This is a genomic window from Gillisella vitis (assembly GCF_001541345.2).
GTDB classification, from domain to species: domain Bacteria; phylum Pseudomonadota; class Alphaproteobacteria; order Rhizobiales; family Rhizobiaceae; genus Allorhizobium; species Allorhizobium vitis.
The window spans coordinates 113,840-130,419 of record NZ_LMVL02000001.1 but is presented as its reverse complement, the minus strand read 5'-3'; the positions used below and the strand labels follow the sequence as shown (position 1 = coordinate 130,419).

Below are 16,580 nucleotides of genomic sequence, written 5' to 3'. Positions count from 1 at the left end.
ACATCCAGACTCTGTCTGGTTTGCAACAGAATCTCTGGCAGGCGTTATATCCAGCCGATCAAGAACGTCAACCACTTTACGGCGCGTCAATGACACAACATGCAGACCAGACTTGCCTTCAGCGCTGCTTTTGGGAGGAATAGTCCTCTAGCATCGGGTAGAGAGCGGCAAGCGCCAGAGGTATCGCCAAAAAGGCCGCAGCGGAAACGCCGATTTGTTGAAACAGGATAGCCCCGACCACGCCACCGCCGAAAAACAGCCCAACCATGCGCACCAGCAGCCAAAGCTTCGCTAAATCGGCCCGGACCGGTGGGTACGTGACTTTACCATTTGAGTATCCGTTCCAATAGAACAGTTTGCCAAGTTCAATGCCGGTATCGGTGACCAAGCCCGTCACATGGGTCGTTCTGATCCGCGCGCCGGAGAGTTTTGTGATGATGGCATTCTGCAGGCCCATGATGAAGCAGAGAAGCATGACGACGAAAGCCACGGCCTCGCCCTTCTCGCTGAAACTGATTGCCCCGGAAAGGGCAAACACCCCCATCAACCACGCCTCGACCGCCAATGGCAGCGCATAGACCGACCTCAAATCTCGCCTGCGGCCCCAATTGATCAAAATTGCGGAAAAGCCAGCGCCTGCAAGAAAGAAACACAGCGCGAGCAACCCCATCAGCAAAAGTTTTAAATCGCCCAGCACCAGATTGTCAGCCATGGACGAGACAATGCCCGACATGTGAGAGGTATATTGACCAACCGCCATAAAGCCGCCAGCATTGGCCGCGCCGGCAATGAAGGTCAGATAAAATGCCAGATGGCGGTCGCTCGTCTCGGTGCGGTCGCGATGGGCAAGACTTTTCAAGTGGCTTTTCATGATGGATACGAGTCGGGCAAGCGCCAAGTTGGCGGGTTAAAGATGCGATTTTCCGTCCGGCCTGATCGATTTGCAAGCCCAGTCATGGGCCGATGGAGCCAATCCTATGCGCCGGTAACATCATGGCGGCACTAAACGAGCATGAACTGCCACCACATGTCGGCACAACATCTACCATAAGCACGTAAACTTATGTAAAACTTGAACCCCCTGGTCGATTTTCACTTATAACAGGCCACCGCCACGAAGAGCTGAAAAATGACGCGTGTTCTTTTGATTGATGACGACCTGGAATTTACTGGGTTGCTTTGCGAATATCTGACGGATGAAGGGTTTGATGTACTCGCGACAGACGATGGCGCCAAGGGGCTTGCTTTTGTCGACAGTGGGGCGACAGACATCATCGTTCTCGACGTCATGATGCCGATCATGAATGGTGTCGATGTCTTGCAGAATATCCGAAAATCCAGTGAAATTCCTATCGTCATGCTGACAGCCAGGGGGGATGACAAGGACCGGATTACCGGGCTGGATCTTGGTGCCGACGATTACGTCTCCAAGCCCTGTTCACCCGGCGAACTGGTGGCGCGGCTGCGGGCAATATTGCGTCGGACGGGCAAAACGCCACCCGAACATCCGTCTCAACCGCTCAAAAGCGGCGAACTTGTTCTTTATCCAACAAGCAGGCAGGCGCATATCAATGGTGAGGCTCTCGCCTTGACCGGGACGGAATACAATCTCCTGGAACTTCTGGTTCGCAATGGCGGCAAGGTCGTTTCCAAACACGATATTTCCCAAAGCGTATTCGGCAGGCCCCTGACGCCTTTCGACCGGCGTATCGATGTTCATCTCAGCAGCATCCGCCAGAAACTCGGCCTCAGAAAAGACAAGCAAAGCTGGATCCAATCTGTTCGGGGGCAGGGTTATATTCTGCTACAGGATAACTGATGCCACGGCTTTTCTGGCGTTTTTTCGTCATTGTCTGGCTGACAATCACGCTGACAACGATGTTGGGCATATCGCTTCCACGATTCAATGGCCAACTTCCGCCGCATATGCGCATCGCTGAGGTGCAGAACGAGATCATTGCCGCACAAATTGCCGAGATGCTCCAACGTGTCGGGCCGCAGGAGACGCAGGCGTTTATCCGCAGCATAACACCTCCGGGAGACGAGGGGCATTTCCTACTCCAGGCGGTGCCGGCAGCTGCCCCGCAAACCTGCGCCAAGGATCGATTTCCGGGCAGCATTGTTATATCCTACGCCAACCAATGCTATACTCTCACCATCGATAAATCGACTATCGGCAATGACTGGCCTCTTGTGTTGCCTTGGCTGATCGGCCTTGTCGCCAGCTTGTTTTCCGCCTACCTGCTGACCAAATATCTGCTGACACCCATTGAGCGGCTTCGCCATGGGTTGAAAATGCTGGCAGAAGGCCACTTCAGCATCCGCATCCATGATCCTGTCAAAAATCGCAGGGATGAGATTGGAATACTGACACAGCATTTCGACATCAGTGCCATCCGCCTGCAGGAGCTGCATGAGAGCCGAGAACGGCTGTTTCATGATATTTCCCACGAACTACGCTCACCCTTGTCACGCCTGCAAGCCGTTACCGGTATCCTGCGAAAAAACCCAGGACGCCTGCCCAGCCTGCTGGATCGCATGGACCACGAAATTGAGCGACTGGATCGGCTGGTCGGTGAGATCCTCACCCTGGCCAGGCTGTCCTCCAAGACAGATGAAGAAAATCAACTCCTGGTCATCGATATTCTCGACATTCTCGATGAGATTGTTCAGGACGCCACTTTTGAGGCCCAAGAAAAGGCCGTATCAATTGACTTTCAACGCAGTGGCAGTTTTGTCGCCGCAGTCAATGGCGAGCTTATCTATCGCGCCATTGAAAATGTCTTGCGCAATGCGATCAAATATACCGGAGAAGCGACAGTCATCCGGATTTCGACGAACATTTCACCGATTGGCCTGACACTCACCTTTACGGACGAAGGTCCAGGCGTCAAGGAAGATGACCTTGAAAGTATTTTTCGCCCCTTTATCAGTTCAGGCAGCAGCGGCAGTGCATCCGGATACGGCCTTGGCCTGGCAATTGCCAAGACGGCCGTCGAACGGCATGGCGGCAAGGTCTTTGCCGGCAATGTCAAGCCGAAAGGCTTGCGGATCACCATGATATTGCCCGGCGATGGCGACACACGGTCGGAAAGCCACAACAACACCATGCGCCAGATCTGATACCAAGGGCCATCTCCAATGACCCTTGGTATGAAGCAAAGCATTTTCTTCTCTTGAAAAGCCTATTCTCCGAACACCATGCCCTTGGTCAATTCCAACGCCTGACGCTCGAAAAGACCACGGTAAATACCTGACTTCATCCTGATCAGGCTCTCATGCGTCCCCTCCTCAGCGATCCGGCCGTGATCGAAGACCAGCAGCCGGTCGAGCGCCCGCACGGTCGACAACCGATGCGCCACGACCAGTGTGGTTCTGCCCTGCATAAGCCGTTCCATGGCTTCCTGGATCAGCATTTCCGATTCCGAATCCAGGCTTGACGTTGCCTCATCCAGAATAAGGATCGGCGCATCGGCAAGAAAGGCACGCGCAATCGCAATCCGCTGGCGTTCACCACCCGAAAGCTTGATGCCACGCTCACCCACCAGTGTGCCATACCCCTTCGGCAAGGCCTCGATAAAGCCATGGGCGCTGGCAAGTCTTGCAGCAGTTTCAATTTCCTGCTGGCTAGCCGAAGGTCTTGCATAGGCAATGTTTTCCGCAAGCGAGCGATGGAACAGGATCGGCTCCTGCTGCACGATGGCGATCTGCTGGCGTAACGAGGTTTGAGCAACGAGCGCAATATCCTGACCATCGATCCGGATCGCCCCCCCGTTGACGTCATGCAAGCGCTGAATGAGCTTGATGAACGTCGTCTTGCCGGAGCCGGAATGGCCAACCAGCCCAACCTTCTCACCGGGCTGGATCACAACGGAAAAGTCCTTGTAGAGCGGCGCAAAATGATTGCCGTAATGAAAGGACACCCGATCGAATTCAATCTTGCCGCGTTCGATGACAACAGGTTTTGCACCGGCCACATCCACGACGCCAAGGGGTTGACCATGCAGGAAAACCAGTTCCTCCATATCATTGACTGACCGTTGCAAGTTACGGATATGCATACCAATTTCCCGCAGATAGCCCTGTAGGATGAAAAAGGCCGTCAGCACGAACGTGATGTCACCAGGGCTGGCTTTTCCAGCACTCCATAGCCACAGAGCCAGACCCAAAACGCCGCCGCGCAGCACCATCAACAAGGTTGCTTGCAGGCTGCCATTCAGCGTGCCGCGCGTCCAGGTACGGCGCGTCCTGTCCTGCCATTTTTGCAGAACCCAGCTCAGACGGGTTTCCTCGCGGCTTTCTCCACCGAAGGCCTTGACCACGGCATTACAGGTCACAGCATCGGCCAAGGAACCACCCAGCTTCGTGTCCCAGCTATTGGCCATGCTGGCCATTGGCGCGACGTAGCGCAGAGCCATGATTGCCGTAAACAACACGAAGCAAACGGACCCGACCCCGACCAACAGGCCCATCATCGGCCAATGCCAGGTCATGAGCACAGTGGAACCGATCAGCATGACAAGCGAGGGAAACAGCGCGACGAAAACCGTGTCGTTCAACAGGTCGAGTGCCCACATGCCGCGTGTCACTTTGCGCACCGTCGAGCCAGCGAAACTATTGGCATGCCAATCGCTGGAAAAGCGCTGAATGCGAGAGAAGGCATCGGCGGCAATGTCCGACATGGAGCGCAGCGTAAAGCCGATAATGGCGGTAAACGTTGCATGGCGCAGCAAGACAGCTCCGGCGGAAAGCGCCATCAGCCAGGCGAAGGCGGCAAGCGCGCTGTTCCACGCAAGGCTGTCATCGGCACGGCCCGAGACAACCGCGTCGACCAAACGACCGGAAAACAGCGGCGTCAACACATCCGCCAAAGTGGAAAGCAATACGGCAAACAGCATGAACACCACACGCCCCGGCTGCCGGCGCCAATGAACCGCACAAAAACCGAAAACGCTGCGAAATGCCCCGCCACGGCGAGATTTATAACCTAAAGCCATAGGAAAATTCCGGCGCGAGCCGGCTCCAACATATGAATAGAATGGAAACCGCGCGGAGACGCGATAAAGTGGCGTTAGAGGGAGAAATTTCTATTCCCGGACCAGCCGGATTCAACACAAGGTAACGGACTGACCGTTACGCACACGCAGGTTAACTGCGGATGGCGCCTACCAACATGAAATTGGCGCTGGCCACCGGGGAGGTGGAAAAATATGCCATAAAGCCTCCCTGATTGGTGTTGAACATAAATGGTTTTTAGATCGACTCGATTCTGAAGCCAATAAGTGATTTGCAATTTTGGGATAAAACGCAGGGACTGCGGTATTTCGGCAACAGCCGACCTTCTGCTAAGGAAGGCTGTTGCGCCGTGACTGGATGATTTCAGAAGCGTAAGTCACGAAGAGCGACTACACAGGAAGCCATTGTTTTCTCTTATATATATGAAATATCAGCTTCTGTTTTCTCGCTCTGATGCTGAAAGCAGACCTTACGGGTTAGTTTGGCTGGAGCTGTTGAGTGGGTTTTCTGGTTCCACTTCACCGGGATGATAGCCAATCACGTAGTAGCCACCGATAAGGCAGCCAATGATGAAAAGGGAGCCGACGAAAATCTGCATGCGACGTCTTGGTTTGCTAGCGTGTTGTGTCATGTCATCTCAAAATTGTGTTTGACTTGGAATGTTGTCTGGCAGTCATGCATTCCCAGCTCCGAAGTGCCACCTCTCGGCAATCCTTCAAGGATATGCAGCAAAGCCGTTATTTTCTGTTCATCAACGCCTGCATTTCCTCGAAACGGCGGCGGCGGTCGTCGGCGCGCTCCCCTGGCGAATAGCAGGTGCTGGAAATGCAGAACTTGGTCAGACCGAAAGGTGCGGTCGCTTTTTGAAACTCGCAATCGATGACATCATCCATCTTCGAGGCATCGGCATCCTGTCGCTCGGAAAAGGTGATGCGTGCCCCTGGAGGGGTTAATTCAGGAAAGCTCTGCGTCTGGCCGATTTTCACATCCGGCTTCATCAGAAAATTTTGCAGCACCGTATGACAAGCCTGTTCGAGCTGCGGCGATTGGGCCATGGCCGGCATTGCTGTGACCAATAGAATTGGGAAAATATATTTCATCGAGAACCGCTCCCGTTTGTGAAGTTCGTAATAAAGCCGCCACAAACGACTTTGTTCCCGAAAAGGTGAGTTTACGCGGGATGTTCACTGAGATGGCAAAATACCATCCCGTATGTTTCAGCACGTGCCGTAAAATACGAGGCCCTAAACTCCCAACCCGGGGAACTTTTCTTGCTGGCAAACAGTTTACCGGTGAAATCAAAGACAGAAACAGGTGAGGAAATGAAAAAAATTGCCGCAATTCTGCTGTCAGCGGCGACACTGCTGACAGGTATGGCGCCGGTTGGCGCATCCGCCGCACCAACAGCACTTTCGCAACCTGCACAGACGCAGAGCGTTCCGAGCGCAGGACAGGGCGGCGTCCAAGTGGCGGAAAATAGTTGGGCTGATGATCGCCGCCAACGCCGCTATGTTCCTGGTCCCCGTCGCCATAGCGATCGCAATTGGGACGGCCGTCGCGGCTATAACCGCTACGATCGTGACAGATATCACCGTCGCCATAACCGCAGCAATGCGGGCGCGATTATTGGTGGTTTGGCCGCAGGTGCTATCATTGGCGGCGCCCTCAGCGCACGGCCACAGGGTGGAAACTCGCATACTCAATGGTGCTATAATCGCTACCGGTCCTACCGGGCCTCGGACAATACGTTCCAGCCCAATTATGGCCCACGCCGCCAGTGCGTTTCCCCGTAATTCTCTCTTCATCAACGGTAAAATGGCGCGAGACTCTGTCTCGCGCCATTTTTGCATGAAATTTCGCATGGCTTCGCGATGGCTTTGCTGATTTTTCAGAAAATCGCGATAATACTTCCCAAGGCATAGCATAGCCGGATGGCTAAACGCCGGGGGAACGAGATGACACAGCTTATCGCAAGGTGCCGGCATACCGGCCTGATCATCGCCATCCTCTTCCTCTCAAGCCTTTCCAGCGGAATAACGTCACGGGTTGCCGCACAGGACAGCACTAAGGTTCCGGCCAAGGTCTCTGTGGAGCAGAACAATGCGGTCCTCCAGCAAGCGCCACCCACAAGCCTTCCTTTATCGTCCACACCGTCCGGAGTAACCACCGCCCAACCTGCGCAATCCAGTTCCGCCAGCATGGAAGCTGACATGATGACGGCTGCTTACGCAGAGGTGGCAAACGCCCTTCGGCGTGGCGGGACCGTCGCTTTAACGGGTCTGCAAAGCTTGCCAGCAGCGTTTAGCAACAGCATGCAATCTTTGCATGAAGAGCAAACAGGCATGAAGGAACTCAGCCTAACGGCCGCGGGCGCTATCGTTGCCGGGCTCGCGACATCAGCCGTGTTTCTAATGGCGTTCGCACGGCTCATGCCCCGTCTTGGTCCGGATCGCGGGCCACTTGGCAAGGCTTTATGGGCAGGCCTGCGGCTGGCCGGAGATCTGCTTGCGGTCGTCATTTTCGTGGTTTTGGCGCGCAATGGCGCCCATATGGGCATGGTCTCCGGCTCATTTGGCAAAGAGGTCACCTCCAGCTTCATTCATATCGCCATGACGACAGCGATCTTTGCCAGTTTCGGTCGCCTGCTCTTTGCCAGGATCAATGGTTTCGAACCGTTATTCGATATCGCCAAACCATCCTGGCATCTCAAAATGATGGTGGGCTTCGGGTTTCTGTCCGGCTTTACCCATAGCAGCCTTAATCTGGCCGATGCCCGCGGGCTAGCCCCGATGGCGGTGGATGGCTGGCTGTTCCTCAGCTCCACTATCGTCACCGCCTATCTGCTGGTCTGGTTTATCGTGGGGCGGCGCGACATCGCCAACTCTCATTCTGGCCATGTCAACGGATGGCAGCGTATTACCGGCAATTTGATCGTCAATTTCTACATCGTTTCCACAATTGTTATATGGCTGCTCGGTCTTCTGGTTGCCGGCACGGCTCAAAACGTCCTTTGGGTGCGCGTGTCAGGCATCAGCCAGATCGTGTTCATACTGATTCCCATCCTGCATCGCGGTGTCTCTGGCCTGTTTCAATATCTGGCAATACGACGGGAAGCCGTCTATGGCCCCGGTTTCCACTCGGTCCTGCTCTGGGCGTTGCGCATCCCGTTTTCCGGCGCGATCTGGCTGATTGGAATTCACATCACCGTCATCTTGTGGCAACCGCTTCTGGCCAATGCCGGGGTGGATGCCTCCTACTGGCTGAACCATTTACAGCAATTTGGCATTACCATTGTCTGCAGCGCCTTTGTCTGCGGCTTTCTCTGGAAGTTTTTCGAGACCATATCCCCGGTCAACACCGTCAAGCTACCGGGTCACGAGGATGATGGCGAACAGAAAACCACGAGCCGGTTGTCCACGGTTCTGCCTGTCGTGCGCAATCTGGTCATGGGCGCGGTGCTCGCCGTCGCACTTCTGGTCATCCTGTCCTCGCTCGGCGTCAATGTCGCGCCGCTTCTCGCAGGCTTCGGCGTGCTTGGCCTTGCCGTCTCGTTCGGATCGCAAGCGCTCGTCAAGGATGTCGTTTCCGGCATATTTTTCCTGGCGGAAGACGCCTTCCGGATCGATGAATATATTGATGTTGGCAAGCTACAGGGCACTGTCGAGCAGATTTCGCTGCGCTCCGTTCGTTTGCGCCACCACAATGGCCCTGTGCATACAGTGCCCTTTGGCCAGATCGCCGCCGTTACCAACTACAGTCGCGATTGGGGCACGATTAAATTCGAATTGCGCTTCGACCGCGACGCCGATCTGGAAATGATCCGCAAGACGGCCAAAAAAGTCGGTCTGTCACTGTTAGAAGAACCGGAATTTGCGGGCGATTTTCTCATTCCTCTCAAAATGCAGGGCATTCAGGAGGTCAATGAGAATTCCATGGTCATCCGGTTCAAATTCACTTGCCGACCCGGCAATCCCAGCCTGATCAAGCGCGAGGGTATCAAACGCCTGCTCGCCGCCTTCAAGGCCGCGGGGCTCAATCTCGCTTCCAATGCGGTCGTCGTACGTTCCGATGGCACCGCAATCAATGATGCGGCGGCAGCTTCGACCCTATCCGCAAAAGCCGCCAACGCGCCGTAAAAAGCGTTGAAATTTGCCCTCTCAAATCGACGGTTCCCTTCCCCAGGGTACAATTCATCGTGATCAGAAAAGCAATACTGATTGCAACCGTAATGCGACAAAAGGCGTCAAGCCCCTCATTCCCATGCTCATAGGCATACGCAACCGTCATTCTAGAAACAGCATACAGCTAAACCGTTCAACAGCCACAGACCTCCCAACCAAGAGTAACTTGACTTCGATACTCAGCTTACCTAACCAAGGTCCAGATTTGTGACTTCCTTCTGCCCTTCGACAAGGAGACTGACTTGAAAATCTCTCGCATTTCCAACCTCCGCGCTATGGCTGTTCTTTCCGCGCTCTTCGCCACGACTGCAATTGCGCCGGCTTTCGCCGCCGATGGCGACGGCATTGTCGTCTACAATGCCCAGCATGAAAGTCTGGGCCGGGAATGGGTCGAAGCCTTTACCAAGCAGACGGGCATCAAGGTGACGATGCGCCAGGGCAGCGACATGCAATTTGCCAATCAGCTCTTGCAGGAGGGCGAAGCCTCACCAGCCGATGTGTTTCTGACGGAAAATTCGCCAGCCATGACGCTGGTCGATCAAGCTGGCCTGTTTGCTCCTGTTGATGCCGATACTCTGGCGCAAGTGCCGGAAGAGTTTCGTCCAGCCAATGGCCAATGGATCGGCATTGCTGCCCGCTCCACCGTGTTTGCCTATGACAAGACCAAGCTCAGCGAAGACAAACTGCCAAAATCCCTGCTCGATCTTGCCGATCCGGCGTGGAAAGGCCGTTGGGCAGCCTCTCCATCAGGTGCGGATTTCCAGGCCATCGTCAGCGCCCTCCTGGAGCTGAATGGTGAGGAAGCCACCGCCAAGTGGCTGAAGGCCTTGAAGGAAAATGCGACCTTCTACAAGGGCAACAGCGTTGCCATGAAGGCCGTGAATGCCGGTGAAGTCGAAGGTGCGGTGATCTATCATTATTACTGGTTCGGCGATCAGGCCAAGACCGCAGAAAACAGCGGTAACGTGGCGCTGCATTATTTCAAGCATCAGGACCCGGGCGCCTTCCTCAGCATTTCCGGCGGCGGCATCATCAAGTCCACCCAACATATGAAGGATGCCCAGGCCTTCTTGAAATTCATGACTAGCAAGGAAGGCCAGGCGATCCTGAAAACCGGCACGTCCTATGAATATGCCGTGGGCAAGGGTGCGGAGTCGAATGCCAAGTTGGTGCCGATCAAGGATCTGGACGCACCGAAGGTTGAGCCGACCAAGCTGAACAGCAAGAAGGTCACTGAAATGATGACGGCTGCCGGGATTCTCTAAAACAGAAGGCACGTATTACGGCAACCGGCCCCGCTGACTGCCAGACATCGCCTTTGCTTCGAAACTATTGTCTTTCCCTCAAGAAAGGCTTAGGGCAATCGCCAATCGGCGATTGCCTTTTTTAGAGTCATTTTGGCTTTTCCAGACACCGCCCGCATCGATATTGCCATAACAAGAAGATCGAATACCGTTGTTGCAGGACAATAGGCGAACAGCGCCCAAAGCGCAGACAGGGATGACGGCAGGGCGCCAGCACCGGCCCGCCGGGCATATCGGTCTGCTGGTGATTGCAGGCTTCGTTGCCGCGTTCAGCCTTGTGCCACTTGGTTTTATCGCCTGGGTTACCGTCGATGTCGGCTGGGAGACGGTGAAAGCCCTGGTCTTTCGCGGTCGTGTCGGCGACCTGCTGATCAATACGGTCCTGCTGGAAGCGGCAACCATTCCCATTACCGTCGTGCTTGCCGTGGCCCTTGCCTGGTTGATCGAGCGGACACACCTGCCTTGGGCCGGGCTTTGGTCCTGGCTGATGGTGACGCCGCTGGCAGTTCCGGCTTTCGTGCACAGCTATGCCTGGATCGGTATTGCCCCCGGCATGCACGGGCTGTGGAGCGCTGTCCTAATTTCGGTGCTTGCCTATTTCCCGTTTCTCTACTTACCTGTTGCCGCCTCTCTTCGCCGGCTCGATCCGGCCATAGAGGATGCCGCAGCCTCGCTCGGCCTTGGGCCATGGCAGGTTTTCTTCCGCGTGGTCTTGCCGCAATTGCGTCTGGCCATTCTTGGTGGCGCTTTGCTGGTGGCGCTGCATCTGTTGTCCGAATACGGCTTGTTCGTGATGATCCGGTTCGACACTTTTGCGACCGCCATCGTCGACCAGTTTCAATCGGCCTATAACAGCCCCGCCGCCAATATGCTGAGCGGCGTTCTGGTGTTCTGCTGCTTGCTGCTCTTGGGTCTTGACGGGATTTTGCGCGGCAGCGAGCGCTATGCACGCGTCGGCTCCGGCGCCATCCGGCCGTCTCTGCGTCACCGGTTGGGCGGATTTGTCGTTCCAGCCTTGTTGCTGCTGCTCAGCGTGACGGTGCTGGCGCTTGGCGTGCCTGTCTATACGCTGCTGCGATGGCTCTATATTGGTGGCTTGCAGGCATGGCAGAATGACATGGTCTGGACGGCCTTTGTGGAAACAATCGTGCTGGCGCTTACCGGCGGCATTCTCTCTATGTTGGCCGCAGCACCGATGGCCTGGTTATCAGTGCGCGCACCGGGACGCCTGCAAAAGCTGCTGGAGGCCTGCCATTATTATGTCGGCTCTCTGCCCGGCGTCGTCGTGGCACTGGCGCTGGTGACCATCACGGTGCGGGTGGCCCTGCCCTTCTACCAGACATTCGCGACGCTGATCGCTGCCTATATCCTGCTTTTCCTGCCGCGTGCCATGGTGGGTTTACGCTCCAGCATTTCGCAGGCTCCGGTGGAACTGGAAAGAGCCGCCATGAGCCTTGGTAAAAGCCCGACCCAAGCGGTCTGGCTGACAACGATGCGGCTGGCCGCACCCGGAGCCGCCGCCAGTATCGCGCTGGTTGCCATGGGTATCACCAATGAACTGACCGCAACGCTGATGCTGGCTCCCAACGGGGTCGACACGCTTGCCACCAAATTCTGGTCACTAACCAGCGAAATCGACTATGTGGCAGCGGCTCCCTTCGCCTTGATGATGGTGGTCCTCTCTCTGCCCCTTACCCTGCTTTTGCAGTCGCAATCCAAACGCACGGCTGGCCAATGACCTTTCTCGATATTCAATCCGTCAGCAAACAATACGGTCATGTACAGGCTTTGAACGATGTCTCGCTGGCTATTCCCGCCGGCAGCCGCACCGCCATCGTCGGCCCCTCTGGCTCAGGGAAAACCACACTTTTGCGGTTGATCGCTGGCTTTGAAATGCCGAATTCGGGCCGGATCAGCCTTGGTGGCGCGCTTCAGGCCGAGCCGGGCTTCATGCAGCCAGCCCATAAACGCGGCATTGGCATCGTCTCTCAGGACGGCGCGCTGTTTCCCCATCTGAGCGTTGCCGACAATATCGCCTTCGGATTTGAACGCGGGCTAAAGAACCGCGAGGAACGGATCAGGAATTTGGCCGAAATGGTCGAGCTTGATCCTAGCATGCTGGCCCGGCGTCCCCACCAATTGTCCGGTGGCCAGCAGCAGCGGGTGGCGCTGGCGCGCGCCCTTGGTCGCCAACCGCGACTGATGTTGCTGGATGAACCTTTTTCGGCACTGGACACGGGTTTGAGGGAAACCATGCGCAAGGCAGTATCCAAACTGCTGGCCGCCGCTGGGATTACCACCATCCTCGTCACCCATGACCAGACGGAGGCACTGTCCTTCGCTGACCAGCTTGCTGTTTTGCGTGATGGAAAGCTGGTGCAGGCCGGTGCGCCCAGAGACCTTTACGAGCGGCCAATTGACCGCCAAACAGCGCTTTTCCTGGGCGAAGCCATCGTTCTTCCCGCAATATTTGCAACTGGACAAGCCAATTGCGCACTTGGAACCATCCCTGTCGAAAGCGGCAACACTGGCAACGGTGATATCATGTTGCGACCGGAGCAGATCTGCATCAAACCGGCCATGACAGATGCAAGCAGACCGGTGCGGGTCCTGGATGTCGAATTTTCAGGAGCAAGTGGTACGGTGACCTTGCAATTGCAGGGTAACGATGTCGCAATACCGACCCTTTCCGTGAGGATGTCCCGCCTTGATCTGCCAAGGCCGGGCGATCTGTCTTATTTGACCGTTATCGGCAGCGCCCACATCCTGCCGCCAGAATAATCGGTTCCCAATAGCCGTAGAATGCAAAACGCCGTACCTCTGTGAGAGGCACGGCGTTGGTGTGTATTCTGCGCCTAGGATCTGTCAGGTTCAGATTGAACCAGACAGATCCTAGGTTCTTTTGTTTTCGTTTGTCTTTTCGGGAAAACCGGGTTCCACTTTTCCCTGACAAACTCTGATCATCTCCATCATCAGGAATGACGCAGTCGCCACGGTCCCTCACGTCAATCGACCTCATCAAAACCTATGCCGCTCCCGACTGGATCGGATGAAGAACCGGCAATGATTTCCCGCTTGCCAACATGGTTTGCCGGACCAACCAGACCTTCCCGCTCCATCCGTTCCACGAGCGAAGCAGCGCGGTTATAGCCAATCGACAGGCGACGCTGGATGTAGGATGTCGAGCATTTCTGGTCCCGCAGCACCACCTTGACGGCCTTTTCATAGACCTCGTCGCTTTCCTCGCTGCCACCGCCAACCGGAGCACGGTCATAGGTCTCTTCAACGGCATGGGCGCTGGCCATGGGTTCGCCGCCATCTTCCTCAGTCACCGTGCCGAGATATTCAGGACGGCCCTGGGTTTTCAGATGTGCCACGACTTGCTCGACTTCCGCATCCGAAACGAATGGTCCGTGGACACGGCAAACCCGGCCGCCGCCAACCATGTGCAGCATATCACCTTGGCCCAGCAGATGTTCCGCACCCTGCTCGCCCAGAATCGTGCGGCTGTCGATCTTGGATGTCACCTGGAAGGAAATCCGGGTCGGGAAATTCGCCTTGATCGTGCCGGTGATGACATCGACGGACGGCCGCTGGGTCGCCATGATCAAGTGAATGCCCGCCGCGCGCGCCATCTGCGCCAGACGCTGGATTGCGCCTTCGATTTCCTTGCCAGCCACCATCATCAGGTCGGCCATTTCGTCGACGATGATGACGATATAGGGCATATGCGACATGTCGAGATCCTGATCCTCATAGAGGATCTCGCCTGAATGACGATCAAATCCGACCTGGACGCTGACGGTAATCACCTCGTTCTTCTCGCGGGCCTGGGCAGCGCGGGCGTTATAGCCATCGATATTGCGCACGCCGAGCCGCGACATCTTGCGATAGCGGTCTTCCATTTCGCGAACCGCCCATTTCAGCGCCATGACGGCCTTTTTCGGATCCGTCACGACAGGGGTCAGCAGATGCGGAATGCCGTCATAAACAGAGAGTTCCAGCATTTTCGGATCGACCATGATCAACCGGCACTCCTCCGGCTTCAGCCGGTAGAGCAGCGACAGGATCATAGTGTTGATGGCCACGGATTTGCCTGAACCGGTCGTGCCTGCCACCAGAAGATGCGGCATCTTGGCGAGTTCAGCGATAACAGGTTCGCCGCCAATCGATTTGCCGAGGCAAAGCGCCAGCTTGAACCGGCTTTCCCAATAATCCTCGCATTCGATCAGTTCGCGCAGATAAACGGTTTCGCGCACGGCATTGGGCAATTCGATACCGATGACATTGCGACCGGGGACGACGGCAACACGGGCCGAGAGCGCCGACATGGAGCGCGCTATATCATCGGCAAGGCCGATGATCCGCGACGACTTGATGCCCGGGGCTGGTTCAAATTCATACAACGTTACGACCGGACCGGGGCGCACGTCGATGACCTCGCCGCGAATGCCGAAATCCTCCAGCACGCTTTCCAGCAGACCGGCGCTCTGCTCCAGCGCTTCCGGCAACATCGCCTCGGCGCGAGCAGCCGGCGGCTCCTGCAACAGGCTGATCGACGGGAATACGAAATCACCATCGAGTGGATGATGCCGGTTCATTTCCAGGCCGCCAATGGCGCGATTGGCCCTGATGGTTTCCGAAACGGGACGAGCGACCGCCACAGGCGCCAAAACGATCGGTTGAGCCTCAACAAAAGAAAGGTCTGGAACGACTTCCAGCGGCTGAGCAGGCTCTTCCCAAGGGGCTAGATCGACAGAAGCCGCTTCCGTTACGTCAACGACAATTTCAGGTTCAGCGGCGAGTTCGACTGTCTGCTCCATGAATGGCGCATGCGGAACGGGCTGCTGGGCATTCTCTTCGACAACGATGGAAGGAGCAGGCACGGAAATGACCTGTTCCGCGCCATGGCGCACCCGGATCTCCCGATAAAGCGCAGCAACCGAACCGCTAACCGGCTCTGACACGGGCGCGACGGCAGGAATGGGCGTCCATACCGGCGCCAAAGCAACCTGGGGAGCCTCCACCTCGGCGGGTAGATCGAAGGGATCGGCGAGCATTTCGAAAAATGCGAAATCGGACACGGACAGCTGCGCTGTAGCGACCACAGTCGCCGCCTGCCCTCCATCAGCAGGAATTTCGGCAGCAGCAGCCACCAACAGGCTCTCATTGCGCAGATTCAACTCGATATTCTCTGCCATACGCATGGCTGCCGCCGCCTGACGCAAACGTAGCGCCTCCGGCAATTGCGGCAGGTCCGCACCGATAGATTCGATTTTCTGTGAGTTCGGCAAGGGCCGCACCAGCGTCTCCGGCGAAAATTGTGGGGCGATAACGATCTGTGGCACTTGCACCACCTTGGCCTGGGCAGCACCCTGATCCTGAACAGGTTCAGCCACCGACACCTCGGCAACGGGCTCTGCCGGACGAGCATTCACCGGCCTTGGCGGAGGCGCACGGCGTGGAACGATGAGCGGACTGCCTGTCTTCGGCAATCCGAAAAAGCCCGCGTTCTGCGCTGCGGACTCAGGGGCAACAGAGGCAGGCATGGCCGTGGTCGACGCCAGATCGGGAGATACGGAGACCACAGGCGTAGACACGCGAGCCTGATCGACAGCCTTCTGCAGGGCAGCAACGACCGCTGCCTGCTCCGCTGCCGCCTCAGCTTCGCGGCGTTTGTTGATGGCGGCTTCCGGCGTGCGGGTAAAGCGCACATTCGGCCCTAAGACGAAGGCAGACTGCCAAGGCTCCAGCGGTCCGTTCGGACCGGATTGACGGCCCTGATCGGATGAAGACACCGCGCCAGACTGCGGATCGTCATGACCGGACTGATCGGAAGAACGGGGACTATTCTGTGTTGGAACGCGCATGATGCCTAACAGTTCATTTGGAATGGCTCTTGTCCCCTATAGAAGTAAAAAATAAAGGTTAATCACTCCTTTCCAAGCCGCATCATAACTGGGCGAAACCTCGCGAAATCCTGCGTATAACCCATTGTTTTTCAATGCGTGACTGGAAGAGCACAGATCAAAGCCCGCCCTCAGCGCCTTGAAAACAGGGGATAATCGCAGTCAGGATT

12 protein-coding genes are annotated in these 16,580 nt (G+C 56.2%); 7 read left to right on the top strand and 5 right to left on the bottom strand.

The features are described 5' to 3' along the window. Positions 1 to 118 precede the first annotated feature (118 nt). Positions 119 to 859 (bottom strand): YoaK family protein, encoded by a 741-nt coding sequence (locus ASB66_RS00540; RefSeq protein WP_234613834.1) that lies wholly within the window; start codon positions 857 to 859, stop codon positions 119 to 121. A 270-nt stretch (positions 860 to 1,129) separates the two neighbouring features. Here ASB66_RS00540 and ASB66_RS00535 point away from each other — a divergent pair, with 270 nt between their 5' ends. Together ASB66_RS00535 and ASB66_RS00530 are read left to right on the top strand one after the other, a co-directional pair. Then, a complete protein-coding gene (locus ASB66_RS00535) occupies positions 1,130 to 1,819 on the top strand; it encodes a response regulator transcription factor (RefSeq protein ID WP_060716083.1) in 690 nt (229 codons plus the stop codon). Next, complete coding sequence (locus ASB66_RS00530; protein WP_060716084.1) at positions 1,819 to 3,123, top strand: HAMP domain-containing sensor histidine kinase; 1,305 nt, start codon at positions 1,819 to 1,821, stop codon at positions 3,121 to 3,123. Before ASB66_RS00535 ends, ASB66_RS00530 begins: the two co-directional genes overlap by 1 nt. A gap of 62 nt (positions 3,124 to 3,185) precedes the next feature. Here ASB66_RS00530 and ASB66_RS00525 read toward each other — a convergent pair whose 3' ends face one another. From ASB66_RS00525 to ASB66_RS00520, 3 genes are all read right to left on the bottom strand, one after another. Next, positions 3,186 to 4,997, bottom strand: a complete 1,812-nt coding sequence (locus tag ASB66_RS00525) for an ABC transporter ATP-binding protein (RefSeq protein ID WP_060716085.1) — start codon at positions 4,995 to 4,997, stop codon at positions 3,186 to 3,188. Positions 4,998 to 5,485: 488 nt separating this feature from the next. Then, complete coding sequence (locus tag ASB66_RS26970; RefSeq protein ID WP_267889532.1) at positions 5,486 to 5,614, bottom strand: hypothetical protein; 129 nt, start codon at positions 5,612 to 5,614, stop codon at positions 5,486 to 5,488. Positions 5,615 to 5,753: 139 nt separating this feature from the next. After that, positions 5,754 to 6,116, bottom strand: coding sequence for a hypothetical protein (locus tag ASB66_RS00520; protein ID WP_060716086.1), 363 nt, complete (start codon positions 6,114 to 6,116; stop codon positions 5,754 to 5,756). Positions 6,117 to 6,338: 222 nt separating this feature from the next. Between ASB66_RS00520 and ASB66_RS00515 the strand changes: the two genes are divergently transcribed. The 5 genes from ASB66_RS00515 to ASB66_RS00495 all read left to right on the top strand — a co-directional run bounded on the left by ASB66_RS00515 (position 6,339) and on the right by ASB66_RS00495 (position 13,282). Further along, complete coding sequence (locus tag ASB66_RS00515; protein ID WP_060716087.1) at positions 6,339 to 6,809, top strand: BA14K family protein; 471 nt, start codon at positions 6,339 to 6,341, stop codon at positions 6,807 to 6,809. Positions 6,810 to 6,971: 162 nt separating this feature from the next. Continuing rightward, complete coding sequence (locus ASB66_RS00510) at positions 6,972 to 9,152, top strand: mechanosensitive ion channel family protein (RefSeq protein WP_158544194.1); 2,181 nt, start codon at positions 6,972 to 6,974, stop codon at positions 9,150 to 9,152. A 320-nt stretch (positions 9,153 to 9,472) separates the two neighbouring features. Beyond that, positions 9,473 to 10,462, top strand: coding sequence for an iron ABC transporter substrate-binding protein (locus tag ASB66_RS00505; protein ID WP_060716090.1), 990 nt, complete (start codon positions 9,473 to 9,475; stop codon positions 10,460 to 10,462). 235 nt (positions 10,463 to 10,697) lie between these two features. Next, the gene (locus ASB66_RS00500) at positions 10,698 to 12,239 is read left to right on the top strand and encodes an ABC transporter permease (protein WP_060716091.1); all 1,542 of its coding nucleotides are present in this window, start codon (positions 10,698 to 10,700) and stop codon (positions 12,237 to 12,239) included. Then, on the top strand, positions 12,236 to 13,282 hold the full coding sequence (locus ASB66_RS00495; RefSeq protein WP_060716092.1) for an ABC transporter ATP-binding protein: 1,047 nt from the start codon (positions 12,236 to 12,238) through the stop codon (positions 13,280 to 13,282). The genes ASB66_RS00500 and ASB66_RS00495 overlap by 4 nt, the downstream gene beginning before the upstream one ends. A 224-nt stretch (positions 13,283 to 13,506) precedes the next feature. Here ASB66_RS00495 and ASB66_RS00490 read toward each other — a convergent pair whose 3' ends face one another. Further along, positions 13,507 to 16,371 carry a DNA translocase FtsK gene (locus tag ASB66_RS00490; protein ID WP_060716093.1) on the bottom strand — a complete coding sequence of 955 codons (2,865 nt, stop codon included), beginning with the start codon at positions 16,369 to 16,371 and terminating at the stop codon, positions 13,507 to 13,509. Positions 16,372 to 16,580 lie beyond the last annotated feature (209 nt).

Coding starts and splice junctions, on each gene's coding strand:
- ASB66_RS00510 (WP_158544194.1), top strand. CDS start 6,972: ATGACACAGCTTATCGCAAGGTGCCGGCATACCGGCCTGATCATCGCC.
- ASB66_RS00530 (WP_060716084.1), top strand. CDS start 1,819: ATGCCACGGCTTTTCTGGCGTTTTTTCGTCATTGTCTGGCTGACAATC.
- ASB66_RS00505 (WP_060716090.1), top strand. CDS start 9,473: ATGGCTGTTCTTTCCGCGCTCTTCGCCACGACTGCAATTGCGCCGGCT.
- ASB66_RS00515 (WP_060716087.1), top strand. CDS start 6,339: ATGAAAAAAATTGCCGCAATTCTGCTGTCAGCGGCGACACTGCTGACA.
- ASB66_RS00495 (WP_060716092.1), top strand. CDS start 12,236: ATGACCTTTCTCGATATTCAATCCGTCAGCAAACAATACGGTCATGTA.
- ASB66_RS00490 (WP_060716093.1), bottom strand. CDS start 16,371: ATGCGCGTTCCAACACAGAATAGTCCCCGTTCTTCCGATCAGTCCGGT.
- ASB66_RS00500 (WP_060716091.1), top strand. CDS start 10,698: ATGACGGCAGGGCGCCAGCACCGGCCCGCCGGGCATATCGGTCTGCTG.
- ASB66_RS00520 (WP_060716086.1), bottom strand. CDS start 6,116: ATGAAATATATTTTCCCAATTCTATTGGTCACAGCAATGCCGGCCATG.
- ASB66_RS00525 (WP_060716085.1), bottom strand. CDS start 4,997: ATGGCTTTAGGTTATAAATCTCGCCGTGGCGGGGCATTTCGCAGCGTT.
- ASB66_RS26970 (WP_267889532.1), bottom strand. CDS start 5,614: ATGCAGATTTTCGTCGGCTCCCTTTTCATCATTGGCTGCCTTATCGGT.
- ASB66_RS00535 (WP_060716083.1), top strand. CDS start 1,130: ATGACGCGTGTTCTTTTGATTGATGACGACCTGGAATTTACTGGGTTG.